This window comes from Sphingorhabdus lacus (assembly GCF_009768975.1).
Lineage (GTDB): Bacteria > Pseudomonadota > Alphaproteobacteria > Sphingomonadales > Sphingomonadaceae > Sphingorhabdus_B > Sphingorhabdus_B lacus.
Genome location: NZ_CP035733.1, coordinates 1,955,463 through 1,973,587, shown reverse-complemented (window position 1 = coordinate 1,973,587; position 18,125 = coordinate 1,955,463). Strand labels below are relative to the sequence as shown.

Below are 18,125 nucleotides of genomic sequence, written 5' to 3'. Positions count from 1 at the left end.
CCTATATTCCAAACAGCCTTTTGGTGCTGGCTATTGGGTGAGCGCTTTTTCGATAAGATATGCAAGCCTTACACCCGCCATTCGCAACCTGTCTTCTGCGATTTGACCGTTGGTTTTCAAATAGTCCTGATTGATCGAAATTCGTTCATCGTTAGGCCTGCTGCATTCTGTGCCTGCGAGGTTTAGATTGCAGTATAGCGTATTTTCTTTGCGCGTGATTGCATAGGATTCCGCCGCCCACTGCCAAGGCTGCGTTGAAGTCCACTGGGCTTTCTCTGCGGCAGTCGTCAATTTCCTTAGCCTGTCAACCGCACGATATGTCACTGTAAATCCGGCCCAGTCCTTGCTCAGCTTTGTTTGCAAGACATATTTTTCGACAAGGCATTTGTCCCAAACTGAATGAAGATTTGATTTCTTCCCGGAACCACACAGACCTTTCACCAGAAGGTAGTTTCCGCCGCGATCATCGGCGAACGAAATATGCAGAGGTTGGTGGATGTCGCCGACCCAGTGACCAAGGCCAAGCAAAGCTTTTGCACGTTCTTTTGCTGTTCGGTTCCGGTCGCCCAAAATTTCCAAATCGCGATCAATGCCTTGAAGAATGCAACTTTCGTTTTGAGGACAAACATCATCGGAAACCGACACGCGAGTGCGATCGTAATTTATGAAATGATCATCAGGATGCTTTCTCGGCATCTCATCTTCTTCAACACAGCCATAGTTGAAGGACCGATACTCGCCATCCGCTTTCAATAGCGCGTTGATCTTCTCGCGTGCCTCATCCGATACCGTTCGATAGGCATAGTCACACACTGTCAGATGCCCAGCTTTGCTCCACGCGAATGCTTTCGTCGGGAAGGCAATAGAACTGCTACTCGCTACGACGGCTAGCACTGTTAGACCTTGAAATATCTTGCCGTTCATCGCAATTCTCCCATGTTGACCAAATTTTGATATCATGTCGAATAGATGCAGTTCGTGACATGTATCACGCGTTCAACATTTTTAATTGCCTCTATCGCGATAGGACAAGTTTATCCGTGGATGTTGCGCGGCAAAACTCGCAGTCTGTTTAGAATCTCATTACTGGTCCACCCTTCGCAGTTGGGAAAATCTAAGCACACCGTACGCGACATGTCGCTGGTGAAAAATGACGGAAATCGGTGCGAAACTAGCAAAAACTGTAAGTGGCAACTTTCCAATCATTTTCAAATCACATGCCCCGATGATTTGAATCCAAATCATCCCCGAACCGCAATGGCGGTTTTCCGGGAGCTTCAATGTTCTTGACATGTTCTTATTGATGACTTAAATCCAAATCGCCTTCCGCAAGTGTGAACGGGCTCCTTTTCAAGGAAGGAGTTCGCAATGGCACGTCCATTGTCACTGCAAATCTATGTATCGAATGACCTCGCGCACCGCGTCCGTATGGCTGCGAAGGCCAATAACTTTAGCGTCAGCGAATGGGTGCGTTTGCTGCTCATGGCAGCCTGTGACGGCGAGGATCCGGCATCAGGGCAGGCCGCCTCAATCGAGCGTATTCACCGCCAGTCGGTGTTCGCAATGGTTGGTATCGATGCGCTGCTTGCCGGCCATGTCGATCCGCAGCTACGGGACCGCGCGCATGCGGCCTATGCGCGGCGCTGCAAGCAATTGGGGATTGCGACCGCTATCGTCGAAGGAGCTTCGAAATGAAGCGCAACCTTTTGAACTTCACCCGCGGCAGCCAGCTTCTGGGTCATTTCGGTTTCATGTTTGCAGCTGGGCTCAAAGGACCGCTCATTGTCGCTGCTATGGTGATCGGCGGTATGTGCTGGTGGACGCTGTCCGGCGGGCTTTCTACCCACGAAACCTATCTCGTCTGGATGCGGATTTATGCTGCAATCTACGGTTTCATGGAGTTCGATCCCGCCAAACTCATTTCCATTGAAACAGGGCTCGGTGGCACGGTCGAGCTCCCCTTAGGTACCGCCCAACATTATCCGCCGATCATGCTTGCTTGGGAGCATATGCTGGCATTGCTCAAGCAGGCACTCACGCATGCGGCGCTACTCCTTGTGCCTACCATGATTGCTTTCTACTGGTTCGCGTCGCACTTTGGCAGCCGGTCAAAAGAGCGCAAGCATGAACGCGGTGCGATGCTTGCGACCCTCACCGAATTGGTTGCTGAAATCGGCGAGCATAATGCGCGCGAACGCAAGCGCGAGCTTAGCGAAGCATTGGGCATCAAATGGCGGTACGCGCTTCCTGGCGAGTTGCGCCGACTCTTTCCTTATGCACCCTCGCATCTGGCGCAAGTAAGCTATCCATGGCGGCTCGAACAAAGCCATGCGATGCTCATTGGTACCACGGGAATGGGCAAGACCGTGGCGCTCTCCGACATGATCGAGGAGGCAAGGGCGAGCGGCCAGCGTGCCGTTATCTTCGATCTGACCGGTACCTTTATCGAGCATTTCTACGAGAGCGACCGGGACATCATACTGAATCCGTTGGATGCGCGTTGCCCACAGTGGAGCGTGTTTGACGAATGCCGCGATGAAGCCGAATTTTCAGCGGCAGCCGAAGCGCTTGTTCCGCATGATGGCGGTGGTTCCGAACAATTCTGGGTGCTGGCCGCACGGCTCTTGTTTGTCGAAATGTGCCTCAAATTGCGCGCCAAAGGCAGTGCAACCAACGAAGCCTTGGCAAGCGAATTGATGACCGCTGACCTGACACAGGTGCACAAATTGATGCGCGGGACGATTGCCGATCCGCTGACCGCGCCTGAGGCTGCACGCATGGCGGAATCGATCCGTGCAGTGTTCAACGCCAATGCCAAGGCGTTGAAGCTTTTGCCGCGATCAGGTCCGCAATTCTCGGTGCGGAACTGGGTTGAAAGCGACAAGCGCGACGGCTCGATGCTTTATATCTCGGCGCGCTATATCGACATGAGCGTCTGCTCGCAGCTGCTGACCGTTTGGCTCGATACCGCGATGAACACGTTGATGGCGATGGATCGTACGCGCGACTTGCGGCTGTGGTTTTTCATCGACGAAATGGGTGCGCTTCACCGTCTGCCAGCATTGGAAAAGGGTCTCCAGACCGCGCGCAATTTTGGCGGCGCGATTGTCACAGGCATCCATGCCTATGCCAAACTCAAGGAAGTATATGGGGACAATATGGCGATGACCTTGTCCTCGCTTGCCCGGACCAAATTGATCCTCGGAACCGCCGACCGCGAGACCGCAACATGGTGTTCGGACTTTATCGGCCACACCCAGGTGCGCGACATGGAGGAGGGCTATACTTACGGTTATAACAATGCCCGCGATGCCGTCAGCCTGACCCCGCGCAAGAATATCGAGCCGCTCTTGTTACCCGACCAGCTGATGAACCTGCCAAGGCTTTCGGGCTATCTCAAATTTCCCGACGGCTTTCCGGCAGCACCGGTCAAGCTTGTCCCTGTATCGCGCAAGAAAAGGGCGCAGCCGTTCATCCGGCGTGCGGGCGATGACGGTCCGCCGAACCGATCACACCCAGATCAAATGCCGCAATCCGAAGGCCAGACAGGAACTGATGAACATCCGTCCTCCAACGATGATGGTGCTGGCAAACGCGTTGTTCCCAAGCAGGGTGAATTGGCGCTGACCGAGAAGAAGTCAGGCTTGGAACATGAGCGTGCGGCGCCCGACCACCAGCCGCATCCTTCAGAGGCGGAAGCCACGACCAAACCCCTAGCCAAGCCCGAACCGTTGCAGCCAGACGAACCCGACAAGAACGCTGCGCAGCCGCAAATAGCCAAGCCCGATGCCGTCCAGCCTGCAATACCAACGGACAAGGTTTTGCGGGTCGATGCCCCATCATCCGAGGGGCAAGACCAATTGTTGTCGCCGGGCAGCATGCTGCCATCCAAGCCGGCACTTCAACCGCAACATAAAGCCCCGGAGCAGGGTGCTGGCAAAGCCGATGCAGCAAGACGGCTGATGCTCGAAGACGGGATGCGCGAGAGGGAAGAAGCGAAGCACGCGGTCGATCTGGGTGACCTCGACATGGACCTATAAGACCGCTCGTGCCGAAGGTTGCCGGAAGGCGTGATCGATGCTGTCGGTAGCCAATGTCCGCACAGCAGGGGGTGCCGCCAACTACTTTGCTGCAGACAATTATTACACCCGGGCGGACGCCGACCGCTCAGGCGAATGGGTCGGGCAGGGGGCGAAAGCGCTCGGGCTGGATGGCCGTGTCGAGGCAAAACAATTTGAGGCCATACTCAAGGGCTATCTTCCGGACGGCTCGCGTTTGGGGAGCGATTTGCGGCCGCACCGGGCTGGCACCGATCTCACATTCTCGATGCCCAAAAGCTGGTCGCTGATCGCACTGGTCGGCGGCGATACTCGCATCCTCGATGCTTATGCTGCAGCGGTCAAGGAGACGCTTGGCTGGGCTGAAACCCATCTTGCCGAAACCCGGATGGAGGTCAAAGGCCAGGAGAAGGTTGTGCCGACACGAAACCTGTTGGTGGCGATGTTCGGGCACGACACCAACCGTAACCAAGAGCCCAATGCGCATTTTCATGCCGTCGTTGCCAATGCAACCAAAGGACCGGACGGCAAATGGCGTGCACTCAGAAATGACAAGCTTTGGGAGCATAATACACTGTTGAACGCCATGACGATGGCCCGCTTCCGGCTGTCGGTTGAAAAGCTTGGCTATGAGATTGGCGAACAGGGAAAGCATGGCAATTTTGAAGCCAAAGGCGTTCCCAATGACATTCGCGACGCGTTCAGTTCGCGCCGCGCGGAAATCATCGACGCTCTGTCCAATATGGATAGCAAAGGCCTCGCTGCGCGCAATGCTGCCAATCTGATCACCCGTTCTGCCAAGCCAAAGATCGAGGATCGTGCGGCACTTGCACAAAGCTGGGCGGCGAAGGCTGACGAGCTCGGCTTTGACCCGGCTGCAATCATCGAACGGGCCAATGCACGTGCGGCTTCGGACATCGGCCATGTCCCGACTTTGTCCGAAAGGGTGGCGGAGAGCGTCGGCAATATGCGCTTGTGGGCCAGTGGTCTCGCCGAAAAACTGGGGCTTTCGCCTGTCGATCCCTTGATACCCAGAGCGCTGGGAAAGCGGAGCCCCGAGCAGATTGCAGCTGTGCATGCCGTTGCCTCGGCTGTGCGCCATTTGGGTGAACGTGAGGCGGCTTTTGCAAAGACCGCAATCTATAAGGCAGCGCTCGATTTTGGCCTGCCAACCGCCTTGCCGCAGATCGAGGAGCGCGTCGCACAGTTGCTGCGCCAGGGCCATCTGGTTGCAGGCAAAGGCGTCGATCGCGGCATGGTCACCAGTGCCGATGCGCTTGCGCTCGAACAACGCATTTTGAGTGCGGTCGACGAAGGGCGGAACCGCATCGCGCCCATCGTGGAACCCGACGTTGCGGGCGAACGGCTGCAGGCCCTTTCCCAACTCAAATATGGCATGACCCTCAACCACGGCCAGGAAGGGGCGGGGCGCCTGATCCTGAGCTCCCACAACCGCATCGTCGCCATCCAGGGAATAGCAGGGGCAGGCAAAAGCACCGTCCTAAAGCCGGTCGCCGACATATTGCGCGAAGAGCGGCGCGATGTGCTGGGTCTCGCTGTCCAGAATACACTGGTCCAGATGCTCGAGCGCGATACCGGGATAGCATCGATGACTGTGGCGCGTTTCCTGCGGCGTCATGCAAGCCTCCTATCCTCACCGGATCCGCTGAAGCTTGCCGAAGCAAGGGCGCAATATAGGGGAAGCGTCATCCTGCTCGACGAAGCCTCGATGGTCGGAAATAGCGATAAGGAGAAGCTGGTGCGGCTCGCCAATTTGCTCGAGGTTGACCGCTTTGCAAGCATTGGCGACCGCAAACAGCTGGGCGCGGTCGATGCGGGCAAGCCTTTTGATGTCATGCAGAAAGCCGGTGTTGAAACCGCGATCATGAACCTCAACATCCGTGCGCGCGACAAGACGCTGCGCGCGGCACAACATGCAGCCCAGGGCGGTCAAATTGCCGAAGCGCTCAATCGCCTCAAACCGCATATCGTCGAAGTGAAGGAGGATGCAGCATTTGCAGCCGCCAGCGCCTGGCTGTCGCTGTCGCCCGCCGAGCGCGAGCACACGTCGATCTATGCCTCGGGGCGTAGTTTGCGCAGCGCGGTCAATGAAGCCGTGCAGACCGGGCTCAAAGCCAATGGCGAGCTTGGTAAAGTGGCGCTCAGCGTCGAAACGCTCGCGCGCGTCAATCTGACCCGCGAGGAATTGCGTTATGCCAAAAGCTACGCGCCCGGCATGCTGGTCGAGGTCGCCAGGCGGCAGCGCAGCCAAGGTCTTCACGAAGGCCGCTACACGGTCGCAAGCGTCGATGCAGCCCAGGGGAGCGTCACGCTTGAAAACCGGCGCGGGAAGCAATTTATCTTCCGCCCGGGCCAGTTGCGACCGCAAGGCGATCAGGATCCGTTGCGCTTGTTCGAACCAAAGCCACTTGATCTGCATCAGGGCGACCGTATCCGCTGGACCGATACCGACCATAAGCGCGGGCTTCTCAATGCCGATCAGGCGCAGATATTGGCGGTTGATGCCAAGGGACTGACGGTTCGCACGTCGTCGGGGATCGAACAGCGGCTTGGCAAGGACGATCCGATGTTGAAGCGGCTCGACCTTGCATATGCCTTGAACGCCCACATGGCGCAGGGCCTGACATCGGATCGCGGCATTGCAGTCATGGACAGCCGCGAGAAAAATCTCTCAAACCAGCAAACCTTCCTGGTCACCATCACCCGATTGCGCGACGGGCTCACATTGTTCCTCGACAACCGGGACCGGTTGCAGGCGGCAGTAGAGCGGAATTCCGGCATGAAGACATCGGCACTTGAAGCAACCGGAATGCTCAAAAAGGCAGCAGCTGCAGGGCTTGCCAAAGGGCAGGAGGTCCAGACGAGCCAGGGACGCGAGCCACCCGAACGCGATCGCTCGATCGTCAAGCCGTTCGAGATTGGAATCTAGCTGCGCAGCAGCGTTGCCTTTTTGGCTGCCCATGAAAAAGAAGACCCGCCTTGTCGGCGGGTCTTTCAAAGGAAAGGATGTTTGAACTTATTGCCCAAACCCCTTGGGTCGCAAGGTCGTACTAGGCCCAATTTGCTAAAAATTCTTGGATAGAAACGTCAGCGTGCACAAAAGGCGTTTGACAATTTCGGCCAATGCGAACGCGCGGCCCGCTCAGAAATAGCCGAAAACTGCCATGAACAGGCTAAATGCCACCAGTGCCGATGCAATCCATTTCTCGACCATCCCGATCTCGAAATGTGGACGCTGTGTGCCTTCCTTCCAGATGCGCTGGCAGGCAATATCGTTGAACCCCGATCTTGTTCCTTCGAGCATGACGCGCTCGCCGATCAAGCGGTTCACGGCGCGCGAAGGCTCGATCTGCCAGTTGCCGCCACCGGGCAGCTTCAGAAGCGGTCCCTGCGCGCTATCGACGAGCAATCCGGTCTCGCGGACAGGCTGGCTTATGGGCATCGGTGATCTCGCCAATAACGGTCCCAGCGCAGAACGGTGCCGCTCTCGACCATTGCACAGGACAGGTCTTCGCCCGAGGGCAGGGTGCAAAAGGCAGCTGTGCGCGTACCGCCTGCCGAACCGTCAGAGCGGCAGTTCATCCGCGGTCCGCGCACGATGATATGACCGGTCTCATTGGACCCTCGCGCTCCACCCAGAAAGGCAACCAGCTGGTCGCGTGCTTCAAGCGCGGACGCGTCAGGGCAGGGTTGGTTGGTCCGGCAGCTTTCGTCCATCTCGCGCGCCGCAATTCCGGACAAGCGGACATGCGGGCCTTCAGCGCACCAGATCGGGCCGTCGCCGTCCCAGACATGCGTCGGTGTACAGGTGAAATTCTGGCCGGAAGCGACAACGGTCGCAGCAAAAAGCAGGAACATGGGAAGAGCTTTACTGCAATTTTCGCCCAAACCAAAGCACTCTGCCAACGATATTGACCGAGCGTCGGTCGAGGCCATGCCAGGTCGGATAGGCAGGATTGTCGCTGATCACCGAAATCAGCCTTCCCTTAGGTTCGAGCGCAATGCGTTTGACGCTCAGCGTATCGTCCATACGCAGAACATAGATGCCATCGCGCAGACGCGCTTGCCCATCGCCCAGATCGACCATGACATCGTCCTTGTCGGCAAGCGTTGGCTCCATGGAATCGCCGAGCACATGGATGATAGAGAGGCTGGGTCCGCGGCTTGTCGTCAGTTTGCGCAGCCACTTCTCGTCAAACCCGAACTGCGTGCACTTCTGCTCCATATCGGCAAGTGCGCCATGTCCGGCGGAAGCCGACACGTCGAGTACCGGCACCTCGACCAGTTCGACCACCGGTCCGCCACGCCGCGATGGACCACCTAGCAAGCTTTCCTCGACACCGAAATAGCGGGCGAGAATGTTGCGGTCGCCTTCGGACAGCATGCGCGGCGACCCGCGTTTGATGAACTGCTGGATATAGGCAGCGTTACGCCCGAGGAGGCGCGATATCGCCGAATAGTCATCGCCGTTTTTCCGGATCAGCTCGTCCAGTACTGCACGGGGATCGCTCATCGCATTTGGTCCTTTGTCTCGCTGCTAGGAATTTATCCTAGACTCTAGGAAGTCTTCCTAATAAGAACATAGCAAGAACACAAGCAAGAAAGTGTGAGTCTATGAGGCATCCTCTCCTTGGCGAAATCGAGCAATATATCGAGCGGCACGGGCTTTCGCCCACCCGGTTCGGGCGGCTTGCGGTTAAGGATCCGCGGTTTGTTTATGACTTGAGGGCAGGGCGAACTCCGCGCCTCGTCACGCAATCGCGTGTTTCAGCATTCCTGCGACAGGCCGATAGCTAATTGCGCAACTCAAGTCGATCTGTTTAGTCGATCGTTACTATCGGTCAAAGATTGAAAATCTGTCTCGGATGGTGAGCCCAAACTTCGCTATGGTCGACTTAGAAAGTAAAAGTGCTAAGGTCGAAAGGACGTGCTATCTGACTCAGTCAATTGTTGGAAATTGAACATTGTTGATACGCAATTCTGAACTTACGAAATTGGCCAAGGATGGCGAAGAATGACTACTGCTATCTTTGGGCTGCGACAACGTCATGTCTTGGAGCTTGGTAACGTTTTTGCCAACAAGGCTGGACATTTTTTTGTTGCCGACCAGAGCTTCGTCAATCGTTGCAATGAAAACAGCCTCTCGGCGAGTGATATAGAGTTTTTGCAGGCCAATGGGCATGTGCCTGTTGACAATAACCTACGTTCCTTAAGTCAGAAATTTCAACATGAAGCACGTTCAGCAAAGCCCGACAGACTCAATTATTTGATATTGGTTCCCACGCTTCGCTGCAATCTCAGCTGCACTTATTGTCAAGTTTCTCGAGTCAATGAAGACCGGTCTGGATTTGACTGGACCGATGAAATTCGGGATCAGGTGCTGAGTTTCATCAGTACGATTGACGGGCCTGAGATCAAAGTGGAATTTCAAGGCGGAGAACCGACGCTTCGACTGGATTTGATTAAGTCCGTAATAGACGCTTGCGGACGGTTTGAAAGCGCCGAGTTTATCATCTGCACTAACCTCGCGAGCCTAGGCGCTGAGTTTGTTGCTCTTCTCAGTGACAAAAGGGTCCATATATCTACATCGCTCGACGGCAACAGGCTCGTACATGAAAAGCAACGCACTTCGAGGTCGCAGTATACTGAGCAGTTTTTCGAAAATTTGAGATACGTAATCGATTTAATCGGAGCCGAACGCGTTTCAGCGCTTCCAACTATAGATCAAAGCAATCCTCCTGACCCCCAGGACCTCATCGACGCCTATACGACTCACGGGTTCAATCAACTTTTTCTCAGACCGATCAATTATCAGGGTTTTGCTCGAAAGCGCCACCCTGCATCAAAGAGCGATCACAATCAGTGGTGGGAATATTACGCCGAGTTTATAGAAGCGCTGATCCAACGCAATTTTGCTAACCAAGCGGTAATTCTCGAAGAAACTTATCTGTCCTTGTGCCTAAAGCGCATCTTCAGGATTGGCGTTGATGGCCATGTTGATTTGCGCAACCCCAACCCAGTTGGGATCGATTATGTCGTCATCGATCACGACGGCGCGCTTTATCCAACCGATGAAGCACGTATGCTAACGCGATCAGGTGTTGTTGATCTGAAAATTGGCGCGGTTGGCGAAGGCATCGATGAAACTCTGAAGCAATTGTTCAATGCCAATGTGTCGAATGATGATGATCCTCAATGTGCAGCTTGCGTATATCAGCCCTTTTGCGGCAGGGATGTTATCGACGACCTTTCGCGCTACGGTCGCATTGATCTTCCTCGCCATGAAACCTTTTTTTGTCAGAAACATTTGCGCCTTTTCGATCTATGTATGCGGCTCATCTACTCGGATGACCCAGCCGTCCAATATTCACTAGCCAAGTGGCTTGGATTGGCCGGTGCTTCATTGCCCGGCCAACCTCGCGCCTTATGATCCCGCTCGTTCATCAATGCCGAGCAGAAGGCCTAAATCGCTTTGTAACAAGGCTGCGCTATGACAACTCCATCGCCTACCCGGGCGACAGTCTGTTGCTTGCCGTCGATGAACAAAAAATGCTGTTTTCCGGCGATCATGGGCTGATAGAAATAGCAGGTACTGGCCATGACAGTTTTGACGGCGACGTCGTTGTTGTTGACCCCTCCAAGGGTTTAGTTGAGCGCCTCATTCGGGCCAATTCTGTTCACAATACTTTGCTTGTTACTGAGCAATGCGATCAACTTTGCGTTATGTGCAGTCAACCTCCGAAGAAACATCATTTGGACCGCTTCGAGGAATACCGGAGTGCTGCTGCCTTAGCGCCATTTGGAGCTACGTTGGGCGTATCGGGCGGCGAGCCTACACTTTATAAAGCTGAATTATTTGACCTTATAGAAGCAACCTTTGAGAAGCGGCCTGATTTGAGTTGGCATGTCCTTTCGAATGCGCAGCATTTTGAAGTCGACGATGTTGACCGGCTTAGTAGTCCCGAATTCAAAAATGTGACCTGGGGTGTTCCAATCTACAGCACGGATCCACTATCGCACGATGCGATCGTCGGAAAACAAGGCGCTTATACGCTGCTCGAAGCAGGTTTGAGTATCCTGATGCAAAGCGCTGCTAAGGTTGAACTCAGAACTGTACTAATGCAGACTAATTCCAACGATTTGTCGCTCATTGCCGATTTTGTTGCCCGATATCTCCGGTTCGTTGTTCAATGGTCTATCATGCAGCTCGAAAATATTGGTTTCGCTAAAAATCGCTTTCCGAACCTCTATTTTGACCATGCTACAGACTTTTCTCAAGTTGCTCGTTCGATCGACATAGCCACGCTATTCGGTATCGACATTGCCTTATTTAACTTTACTTTATGCAGTGTTCCTGAAAGTTATCGGGAATATTGTGCAGCATCCATCTCTGACTGGAAGCGAAAATTCCCGTCAGCTTGTGGTGGATGCAGCAAGCGAGAATTTTGTTCAGGATTTTTTGAATGGCATCCTGAATCACATTTGGACGTGAGGCCTTTATGAGCAGAGCGAACTTTTTAATTCCTTCGCTGCTAGCCGCAGGGTTTCTTGCGCCAACGTCTGTCGTGGCGACGAATGGAACTTTCGCATCGGGCCGCAAGGATACTATGGAAACAGGCAGCGACGTTACGGCGCTCTTCAGAAAACAGGCGGATGTTCGTCTAGCTCAGCATCGCAGCCACTCAAGTCACAGAAGCCATAGTAGTCATTCCAGTCATCGCTCAAGTAGCGGAGGAGGGTACTATCCCGTGTACACGCCTCCACCACCGCCAACTCCCCCGACTTCACGGCCTCGGGCACCGTCTTCAGGCGTCAGTGCCACGCCGTCGTTTCCGCGAACCGGATCTGGATCTGGCGGATCGAGCTCAGAAAATCCGACAACACTTTTCGGGACCGTAGGTAGTACAGAAACAGATCCATTCATTGATACGGTGAAGCAAGTTCAACGTGGTTTGATCTCCTACGGTTACTATGATGGTACTGATGATGGTATCGTCGGCCCTAAAACCAAAGCGGCTCTTGAAAAATTTCAAGGCGATTGGGGACTAAAGGTCACGGGTACGATTACGCCCGAAGTCTTGAAAGCGTTGGATATTGTCCAATAGCGGAAATTCCGATTTCGTTTGGGTAAAAAAAGGAGCTACTCCGATTGGTTACCAATTGAATATTCAATGATTTTTAAATCAGATTTGTTTCGCTAAGCAGGTGGTAGTGTAATTTTTTGATTTGGAGGGAAGCCATGAGTGATTTGCCTGAAATGCTGGTATCGGGCGAGGCTTCCAGACTATTTCCTGTGTTATCCGAAAATTCGAAGGAAGGGCGAACCCTCTCAATTTTCCTCTCTTGCCTTGAAAATGTTGGTGAGTTTGGCCGGACCATGCTTGCTGGACTTGGCGTGAAAGCTGGCTCCCGGGCAAGAATTGATACATTTACAGAAGTCGTATTCAAAAAGACGTCTGCCGAACAGGGAGAGCGGCCTGATGGACTAATTATCCTGCGCAACGGTAGTAAGGCGTGGACTGCGCTCGTTGAAGCTAAAGTAGGCGCAAACGACCTGACAAACAAACAGATCGAGGGGTATTTGGCGTTGGCTCGTTCCAACGGGATCGACGCTGTAATAACGCTTTCAAACCAATTCACGCCACTGCCAACCCATCACCCTCTCAACATTAGCGGCAGCCTAACAAAGAAGGTAACGCTCTTTCACTGGTCGTGGGGCTATGTGATTACGCAAGCTCAACTCCTGCGCGAACAAGGTGCGATATCTGATCGCGAGCAATTTATTCTGCTTTCGGAACTTCAACGATTTCTGCTTCATCCGTCGTCGGGTGTGAAAGAATTTGATCAAATGCCGCCGGCCTGGTCGGATATCTGCGCGCAGATTGCATCAGGTGCTGGTGTGTCCTCAAAAAACAGCTTGGCTGTGGAAGTGGCTGCAGGATGGCATCAAGCTCTAGATCGCATGACAGGAACACTGAGCCGACAGATTGGCAAACATGTGCGGGTTGGCATGGTGGCTGCCGAAACAGATGATCCTGCCAAACGGTTGAAATCTACTGTGAGCTGCCTTTCAGCCGAACTATGCCTGCGAAGCGAAATTATTGTGCCTGATGCGGCTTCGCGGGTCCAGATCGCCGCCGATATCCCTAAGCGTACCATATCTTTTGGGATGAGGATTAAGGCTCCCGGCGATCGGAAATCCACTAAAGCTCGTTTAACTTGGCTGTTGCGACAGTTATCTAGCGCTGAGCCCAACGACCTGTACGTTCGGTTTGCATGGCCGGGAAGTTCGCCTAGTACTCAATATCCGCTCGCTAACTTGCGGTCTAATCCAAATCTGCCAGCGCAGGACCGCCCCGGAAAAGTGCCGCATTCTTTTGATGTCATCATTGTGCGGGAACTAGGGACCAAATTTGTGCAGAGAAAGAACTTCGTAAGCGACCTTCTCCAGTCAGCTAGTCAGTTCCATGCCTCGGTTGTCGAAAATCTTGCAACTTGGCAGCCCAAACCGCCGAAGATTTCTGATGATCGTCGTACACCCGCCTCTGTCAGCACCGTGGCGATGCGCGACGAAATGGAACAAGAAGCTATGCAGCGATCTGGCATTTAACGCTAACAATGCGGTCATAAAACGATCCTGGTCCATTTGTTATAATGCGCCATTCATTCACCAATAGAGTCGCTGGCCTCCAAAAGTATCGGAGGCCAGCAAAGCCTTAAATGTCGGTTCGCTCCGACAGCGTCAGCGCGTCATCGACATCAACACCCAGATATCTGACTGTGTTTTCGATGTTGGTATGACCCAGTAGAATCTGAATAGCCCGCAGGTTACCGGTAGCCTTGTAGATTAAGGATGCCTTTGTCCGGCGCATCGAGTGGGTACCATATTCGCGCTTGTCGAGCCCGACTATCGATACCCACTCATCGACAAGGCGTGCATATTGTCTGGTGCTGAGATGGCCCAAGTAATCGATCCTACTCGGAAATAAGAAATTGAAGATCGTGCCGCCGCGACGCCGCAGCCATGCTTCAACGCTTCTTCGCGCCTCGGTCATTATCTCGAACTGCACAGGCCTATTTGTTTTTTGTTGGATGACGGTGGCTCTATTACGGATTTGCCCTCCGCTGACGATGTCACCGATTTTCAGCTTAACGAGATCACAACCGCGAAGCTTGCTATCGATAGCTAGGTCGAACAAAGCCCTATCCCGCAGTCGCCTATGTTCATCTAGGTAAAAGCGAATTGCCCAGATGTCTCTGGGCTTTAATGGGCGTTTGCGCCCGACATTTCGCCCAGCATTCCAAGGTCGCCGTTCGTGTACGGCAGGGTCAAGATCCGAATGTCCCATGATGTTGCTCCGTTGGCCGGAATGGCCGAACAGAGACTAACAGCATGTTGCCGGCAGGTTCAGACGATGTTAGTGAGAAAGAAAATTACATCAATCTTACAGACCTTTATTGTAATTGTCTTAGAGGTCAAGCCACTCCACCTCACCACTGCCCAGCTCGTAAAAAGCGCCCACAACCTTCAGTGTTCCTAGTTCCTGCGGACGCCGCAGTGCAGGGGAGGCTTCTTCCTGCAGTTCGCGAACCACGCGTTGGACATTATGGCGGGCGGCGGTGTTGACCAGATCGTGCTGGCAATCGTCGCCAACCTCCATGATCGCAGGATAAAGCGGCTGAAGCACCTTGTTGATATTGGCTGAAAAGCCATAATGCTCTTTCACGACTGAAACGGCAGCACGCACTGCGCCGCAATTTTCGTGGCCCATCACGACGATCAAAGGCACGCCTAATGCGGTGACGGCAAATTCAAGGCTGCCGATTGCCGTTGAACACAGGCTGTTACCTGCGTTGCGCACAATGAACAGCTCGCCAAGGCCGCGCCCGAACAGCAGTTCGGGCGTGACCCGCGAGTCCGAGCAACTGAGATAGGCAGCAATCGGATGCTGGGCGGCGGCCATGCGCAGGCGGCTCATCCGGCTACCTTGGACGGTCATTGGCTCGTCAGACAGAAAACGGCGGTTCCCTTCCTTGAGCAGCGCCAGCACATCGTCAGGGGTCATCGACAGGGTCATCCGGGTTTTCCATCTTTTCTGGGCGCGAGATAGATGAGGGCGTTGCGCGCGGCCCATAGAAGCAATGCGATGACGAAGACCGTAGCTGACAGGACGAGCCACGCTCCGGCCTCTTCGTTCATCGCGGCAGCTATCCGGACAAGTGCTGTTACTTGCATGCCAGCAAAAGCAATTTTCGCGACCTGAGGCAGTTCCAGCGGCCGGCCCGAATGGCCCTGGGTGACACGGGTGACCATGGCAATCAGCAGGCTGCCAGCAAAGCCGATAGTCAGGGCATGCTCCGGCGCACGACCAAGTGGGAACCCCAAACTGGAAAGCGCAGTGAGCGCAAATCCGACAGGTGCCCATGCAAATCCGATGATGAGCACCCAGAACAGCGCAGGGGCCTTTGCACGCGGCCACCATTTCCAGCTCATCAGAGCAGTGAGGACGCACAAAATCGCTGCTGCTACCGCGCGCAATTGATCGACGTAGAACAGCTGCCCTGCGAGCAGCAGCACGGTACCTCCCCAATAGGCGCTGAGTGCCCAAAAAGGTCGCCAGCGCACATATCCCGCGACAACACTGCCCGCAAAGAACGGGATCATGCGGTGGCAGACGGTGACGAACACAGGCAACAGAAAAGCCCAGAGGCCAAAGCCATTGGCAAGCGGCAAAGTGGGGCTTGCAGGGTTCAAAAGAAACGCCATCAGGGCAATTTGCCCAATCAGACCAAACACAAATGCGGCAAGGATTGACCAGCCGTGCCAAGTAGGAGGCTTTCCATCAAGGCGTTCGCGAAGAGCAATCGAGAGCAGTACGCTGAAACCCCACAGACATGCTAATGACGCTGAGGCGAAGGCTGAAGCGAGCAGCCTATCGTTACCAGACAGCAAGGCTCCCCAAGACAGCAATGTAGCGAGGCCATATCCGCCAGCGACGGGCGCAAAGGATTCGTGTTCAAGATCCGGATAACCTATCCAGCGCGGGAACACCGTCAGCAGGAAACCGAAAAACAGAGACGGTAGTGCCAGATAAACCAGAATGGGCGCATGCAGCGGTGCCTGCGGACTATCTCCGCCTGCAGGCGCCGTCGTACCAAAATACAGCCCCGACAGCACCGCTAACCACCACATCATCATGGCCGCGAGTTGAACGACGCCGATCAGGAACAGCAGCCGATGGGGTGCAGCAAGCAGGACCGCGGGTTTTACCACAGGCCGTGGCTTCCGCCCACTGCGCCGATGGTGGCAATTGTCGATACGGCAAGTAGGATGCGGTGCATCCGTTCCATGCGCTGAAAATCCTGTTGAGGCTGTGGCGAGGCCGCCATACGTTTGTGCAGGAACAGCGGTTCGAGCGCGAACAGCATAACTGCGAATAGCAACCACACCAACAGCATCGCCCACATCCACCAAAAATGCAGATTGACAAAGCGGCTCCACAAGTCGGTACGCCAGACCATCCAGAAGCCGCTGGCACCCGCCAGCAGCACCCATATCCGCGCCTGCCAGGCAAAGCCGCTTTCTATGGCGTGGAAGGCTGATAAGCGCTCGGCGGGTGGATATGTGCGACGAATGGAAGGCATGACCACGCTTGTCACAAAGGCTACGCCGCCAATCCACATCAGGACAGCGACGACATGGATTATACGGGCGAGTGCGAAATCATCCATCATGAGCCTCGGCACATTCATGAAATTGATAATCATCAATATCATTGATTAATGTCAATTATTGTAAGTTTGTCCTGCGTTATTCATCCGGCATGGAAAAGCAAATCCTCATCCCCAGCCTCGCCGTTCTCGCGGCGCTGACCTGCACCTCTCCGGCCTTTGCGCAATCGGCGAACGAACCGCAGACGATTACGCCTTACGCCGACATTCGTTACCGGCTGGAACTGGTGGATCAGGACGGGTTGCCCGAAAATGCGACTGCATCGACCTTGCGGGTTCGTGCAGGACTCAAAACGCGCGAGTGGAACGGTTTCAGTGCCCTCGTAGAGGGTGAAGCCATCGCCCGCGTCGGGCCCCGTCATTACAACGATACGGTCAATGGCCTGACCAGCTATCCAGTTGTAGCGGATCCGTCGGATGTCCTGCTCAATCAGGCTTGGCTGCGTTACAAGCCGGTGAAGGAAGTCGAGGCGGTTGCTGGACGCCAAGCGGTGAATTTCGACAATCAGCGATGGATCGGGTCGGTCGGCTGGCGACAGAATGACCAGACGCTTGATGCCGCGCGTGTCACGGTCAAACCGGTCAAGGGCGTAGCGCTCGACTATGGCTATGCTTGGCGCGTCAACCGCGTCTTCGGCCCTGATTCCGCGCAAGGCATCTGGCGTGACGATGACATCCACATGGTCCGCGCCAGCATCGAAGCAAAGCCTGCTGGAACGGTGACGGCCTATGGCTATTTCCTTGATTTGCCCGATGCACCGCTTTCCTCTTCGAAAACGATCGGTGTCAGGCTGGCTGGCGAACAGAAGCTGTCGGGCAAAGCCAAGCTGCTCTATGCGATGGAATATGCCAACCAGCGTGACCTTGGCTCGAACCCGAGAAACTTCTCGCTCGATTATTTGCTGGTTGAGCCCGGCATTTCGGCGGGAGCGGTTACTGTCAAAGCCGGTTGGGAGCGTCTGGAAGGCAATGGCGTAAGCGCGCTGCAAACACCGTTGGCCACGCTGCACGCTTTCAACGGCTGGGCTGACAAATTTCTGAGCACGCCAGCCAATGGATTGCGTGATCTATACGCCGACGTCGCGGTGAAGTTTCCCGCTGTCGGTCCGATCAAGGGGGCTAATGCGCGGCTACAATATCATGACTTTAATTCAACACGGGGCGGGCTGAACTATGGCAGCGAATGGGGTGCCATGCTGGCAGTTCCGATTGACAAACGGCTGGCCGCAACACTGAAATTCGCGCGCTATAAAGCCGACGATTCTGCCACTGACACCACAAAATTTTGGTTCTCGCTCGACCTGAAACTCTGAT

At 54.6% G+C, this 18,125-nt stretch carries 17 protein-coding genes; 9 read left to right on the top strand and 8 right to left on the bottom strand.

Going from position 1 to position 18,125, the window contains the following annotated elements; all coding sequences use genetic code 11:
* Positions 1-30: 30 nt before the first annotated feature.
* On the bottom strand, positions 31-924 hold the full coding sequence (locus tag EUU25_RS09255) for a S1/P1 nuclease (protein WP_158900341.1): 894 nt from the start codon (positions 922-924) through the stop codon (positions 31-33).
* 444 nt (positions 925-1,368) lie between these two features.
* On the opposite strand from EUU25_RS09255, the gene EUU25_RS09250 reads away from it, so the two are divergent.
* Genes EUU25_RS09250 through mobF form a run of 3 tightly spaced genes read left to right on the top strand, consistent with a single transcriptional unit; the run spans position 1,369 to position 7,008 of the window.
* On the top strand, positions 1,369-1,695 hold the full coding sequence (locus tag EUU25_RS09250; RefSeq protein ID WP_158900339.1) for a hypothetical protein: 327 nt from the start codon (positions 1,369-1,371) through the stop codon (positions 1,693-1,695).
* The gene (locus EUU25_RS09245) at positions 1,692-4,040 is read left to right on the top strand and encodes a type IV secretion system DNA-binding domain-containing protein (protein WP_158900337.1); all 2,349 of its coding nucleotides are present in this window, start codon (positions 1,692-1,694) and stop codon (positions 4,038-4,040) included. Before EUU25_RS09250 ends, EUU25_RS09245 begins: the two co-directional genes overlap by 4 nt.
* A 37-nt stretch (positions 4,041-4,077) precedes the next feature.
* Positions 4,078-7,008, top strand: coding sequence for a MobF family relaxase (gene mobF, locus EUU25_RS09240; RefSeq protein WP_158900335.1), 2,931 nt, complete (start codon positions 4,078-4,080; stop codon positions 7,006-7,008).
* 213 nt (positions 7,009-7,221) lie between these two features.
* Here the strand turns inward: mobF and EUU25_RS09235 are convergent, their stop codons facing one another.
* The 3 genes from EUU25_RS09235 to EUU25_RS09225 are packed head-to-tail and all read right to left on the bottom strand — an operon-like array spanning position 7,222 to position 8,592.
* Positions 7,222-7,521 carry a DUF5818 domain-containing protein gene (locus EUU25_RS09235; protein ID WP_158900333.1) on the bottom strand — a complete coding sequence of 100 codons (300 nt, stop codon included), beginning with the start codon at positions 7,519-7,521 and terminating at the stop codon, positions 7,222-7,224.
* Positions 7,512-7,937 carry a thermonuclease family protein gene (locus EUU25_RS09230; RefSeq protein WP_158900331.1) on the bottom strand — a complete coding sequence of 142 codons (426 nt, stop codon included), beginning with the start codon at positions 7,935-7,937 and terminating at the stop codon, positions 7,512-7,514. The genes EUU25_RS09235 and EUU25_RS09230 overlap by 10 nt, the downstream gene beginning before the upstream one ends.
* Before the next feature lie 10 nt (positions 7,938-7,947).
* Positions 7,948-8,592: a S24 family peptidase gene (locus EUU25_RS09225; RefSeq protein ID WP_158900329.1), complete on the bottom strand. Its 645-nt coding sequence runs from the start codon at positions 8,590-8,592 to the stop codon at positions 7,948-7,950.
* A 101-nt stretch (positions 8,593-8,693) separates the two neighbouring features.
* On the opposite strand from EUU25_RS09225, the gene EUU25_RS09220 reads away from it, so the two are divergent.
* The 5 genes from EUU25_RS09220 to EUU25_RS09200 all read left to right on the top strand — a co-directional run bounded on the left by EUU25_RS09220 (position 8,694) and on the right by EUU25_RS09200 (position 13,689).
* Positions 8,694-8,876: a hypothetical protein gene (locus EUU25_RS09220; RefSeq protein ID WP_158900327.1), complete on the top strand. Its 183-nt coding sequence runs from the start codon at positions 8,694-8,696 to the stop codon at positions 8,874-8,876.
* A 217-nt stretch (positions 8,877-9,093) separates the two neighbouring features.
* Entirely contained in the window at positions 9,094-10,509 is a 1,416-nt protein-coding gene (hxsB, locus tag EUU25_RS09215; protein WP_158900325.1) for a His-Xaa-Ser system radical SAM maturase HxsB, read from the top strand.
* Positions 10,506-11,582, top strand: a complete 1,077-nt coding sequence (hxsC, locus tag EUU25_RS09210; RefSeq protein ID WP_158900323.1) for a His-Xaa-Ser system radical SAM maturase HxsC — start codon at positions 10,506-10,508, stop codon at positions 11,580-11,582. Before hxsB ends, hxsC begins: the two co-directional genes overlap by 4 nt.
* Positions 11,579-12,184: a His-Xaa-Ser repeat protein HxsA gene (gene hxsA / locus EUU25_RS16705; RefSeq protein WP_158900321.1), complete on the top strand. Its 606-nt coding sequence runs from the start codon at positions 11,579-11,581 to the stop codon at positions 12,182-12,184. The genes hxsC and hxsA overlap by 4 nt, the downstream gene beginning before the upstream one ends.
* 134 nt (positions 12,185-12,318) lie before the next feature.
* Positions 12,319-13,689 carry a hypothetical protein gene (locus tag EUU25_RS09200; RefSeq protein ID WP_158900319.1) on the top strand — a complete coding sequence of 457 codons (1,371 nt, stop codon included), beginning with the start codon at positions 12,319-12,321 and terminating at the stop codon, positions 13,687-13,689.
* Between the two features lie 106 nt (positions 13,690-13,795).
* Here EUU25_RS09200 and EUU25_RS09195 read toward each other — a convergent pair whose 3' ends face one another.
* The 4 genes from EUU25_RS09195 to EUU25_RS09180 all read right to left on the bottom strand — a co-directional run bounded on the left by EUU25_RS09195 (position 13,796) and on the right by EUU25_RS09180 (position 16,811).
* Positions 13,796-14,428 (bottom strand): tyrosine-type recombinase/integrase, encoded by a 633-nt coding sequence (locus EUU25_RS09195; protein WP_158900317.1) that lies wholly within the window; start codon positions 14,426-14,428, stop codon positions 13,796-13,798.
* Positions 14,429-14,548: 120 nt separating this feature from the next.
* Positions 14,549-15,157 carry a carbonic anhydrase gene (locus tag EUU25_RS09190; RefSeq protein WP_158900315.1) on the bottom strand — a complete coding sequence of 203 codons (609 nt, stop codon included), beginning with the start codon at positions 15,155-15,157 and terminating at the stop codon, positions 14,549-14,551.
* Positions 15,154-16,353 (bottom strand): NnrS family protein, encoded by a 1,200-nt coding sequence (locus tag EUU25_RS09185; protein WP_158900313.1) that lies wholly within the window; start codon positions 16,351-16,353, stop codon positions 15,154-15,156. Before EUU25_RS09185 ends, EUU25_RS09190 begins: the two co-directional genes overlap by 4 nt.
* Positions 16,347-16,811 carry a hypothetical protein gene (locus tag EUU25_RS09180; protein ID WP_158903277.1) on the bottom strand — a complete coding sequence of 155 codons (465 nt, stop codon included), beginning with the start codon at positions 16,809-16,811 and terminating at the stop codon, positions 16,347-16,349. The genes EUU25_RS09185 and EUU25_RS09180 overlap by 7 nt, the downstream gene beginning before the upstream one ends.
* A 92-nt stretch (positions 16,812-16,903) precedes the next feature.
* Here EUU25_RS09180 and EUU25_RS09175 point away from each other — a divergent pair, with 92 nt between their 5' ends.
* The gene (locus EUU25_RS09175; RefSeq protein ID WP_158900311.1) at positions 16,904-18,124 is read left to right on the top strand and encodes an alginate export family protein; all 1,221 of its coding nucleotides are present in this window, start codon (positions 16,904-16,906) and stop codon (positions 18,122-18,124) included.
* The last annotated feature ends 1 nt before the right edge of the window (position 18,125 follow it).

Excerpts from the sequence above, each read along its gene's own strand:
- EUU25_RS09255 (WP_158900341.1), bottom strand. The coding sequence starts at position 924 with ATGAACGGCAAGATATTTCAAGGTCTAACAGTGCTAGCCGTCGTAGCG.
- EUU25_RS09250 (WP_158900339.1), top strand. The coding sequence starts at position 1,369 with ATGGCACGTCCATTGTCACTGCAAATCTATGTATCGAATGACCTCGCG.
- EUU25_RS09245 (WP_158900337.1), top strand. The coding sequence starts at position 1,692 with ATGAAGCGCAACCTTTTGAACTTCACCCGCGGCAGCCAGCTTCTGGGT.
- mobF (WP_158900335.1), top strand. The coding sequence starts at position 4,078 with ATGCTGTCGGTAGCCAATGTCCGCACAGCAGGGGGTGCCGCCAACTAC.
- EUU25_RS09235 (WP_158900333.1), bottom strand. The coding sequence starts at position 7,521 with ATGCCCATAAGCCAGCCTGTCCGCGAGACCGGATTGCTCGTCGATAGC.
- EUU25_RS09230 (WP_158900331.1), bottom strand. The coding sequence starts at position 7,937 with ATGTTCCTGCTTTTTGCTGCGACCGTTGTCGCTTCCGGCCAGAATTTC.
- EUU25_RS09225 (WP_158900329.1), bottom strand. The coding sequence starts at position 8,592 with ATGAGCGATCCCCGTGCAGTACTGGACGAGCTGATCCGGAAAAACGGC.
- EUU25_RS09220 (WP_158900327.1), top strand. The coding sequence starts at position 8,694 with ATGAGGCATCCTCTCCTTGGCGAAATCGAGCAATATATCGAGCGGCAC.
- hxsB (WP_158900325.1), top strand. The coding sequence starts at position 9,094 with ATGACTACTGCTATCTTTGGGCTGCGACAACGTCATGTCTTGGAGCTT.
- hxsC (WP_158900323.1), top strand. The coding sequence starts at position 10,506 with ATGATCCCGCTCGTTCATCAATGCCGAGCAGAAGGCCTAAATCGCTTT.
- hxsA (WP_158900321.1), top strand. The coding sequence starts at position 11,579 with ATGAGCAGAGCGAACTTTTTAATTCCTTCGCTGCTAGCCGCAGGGTTT.
- EUU25_RS09200 (WP_158900319.1), top strand. The coding sequence starts at position 12,319 with ATGAGTGATTTGCCTGAAATGCTGGTATCGGGCGAGGCTTCCAGACTA.
- EUU25_RS09195 (WP_158900317.1), bottom strand. The coding sequence starts at position 14,428 with ATGGGACATTCGGATCTTGACCCTGCCGTACACGAACGGCGACCTTGG.
- EUU25_RS09190 (WP_158900315.1), bottom strand. The coding sequence starts at position 15,157 with ATGACCCTGTCGATGACCCCTGACGATGTGCTGGCGCTGCTCAAGGAA.
- EUU25_RS09180 (WP_158903277.1), bottom strand. The coding sequence starts at position 16,811 with ATGGATGATTTCGCACTCGCCCGTATAATCCATGTCGTCGCTGTCCTG.
- EUU25_RS09175 (WP_158900311.1), top strand. The coding sequence starts at position 16,904 with ATGGAAAAGCAAATCCTCATCCCCAGCCTCGCCGTTCTCGCGGCGCTG.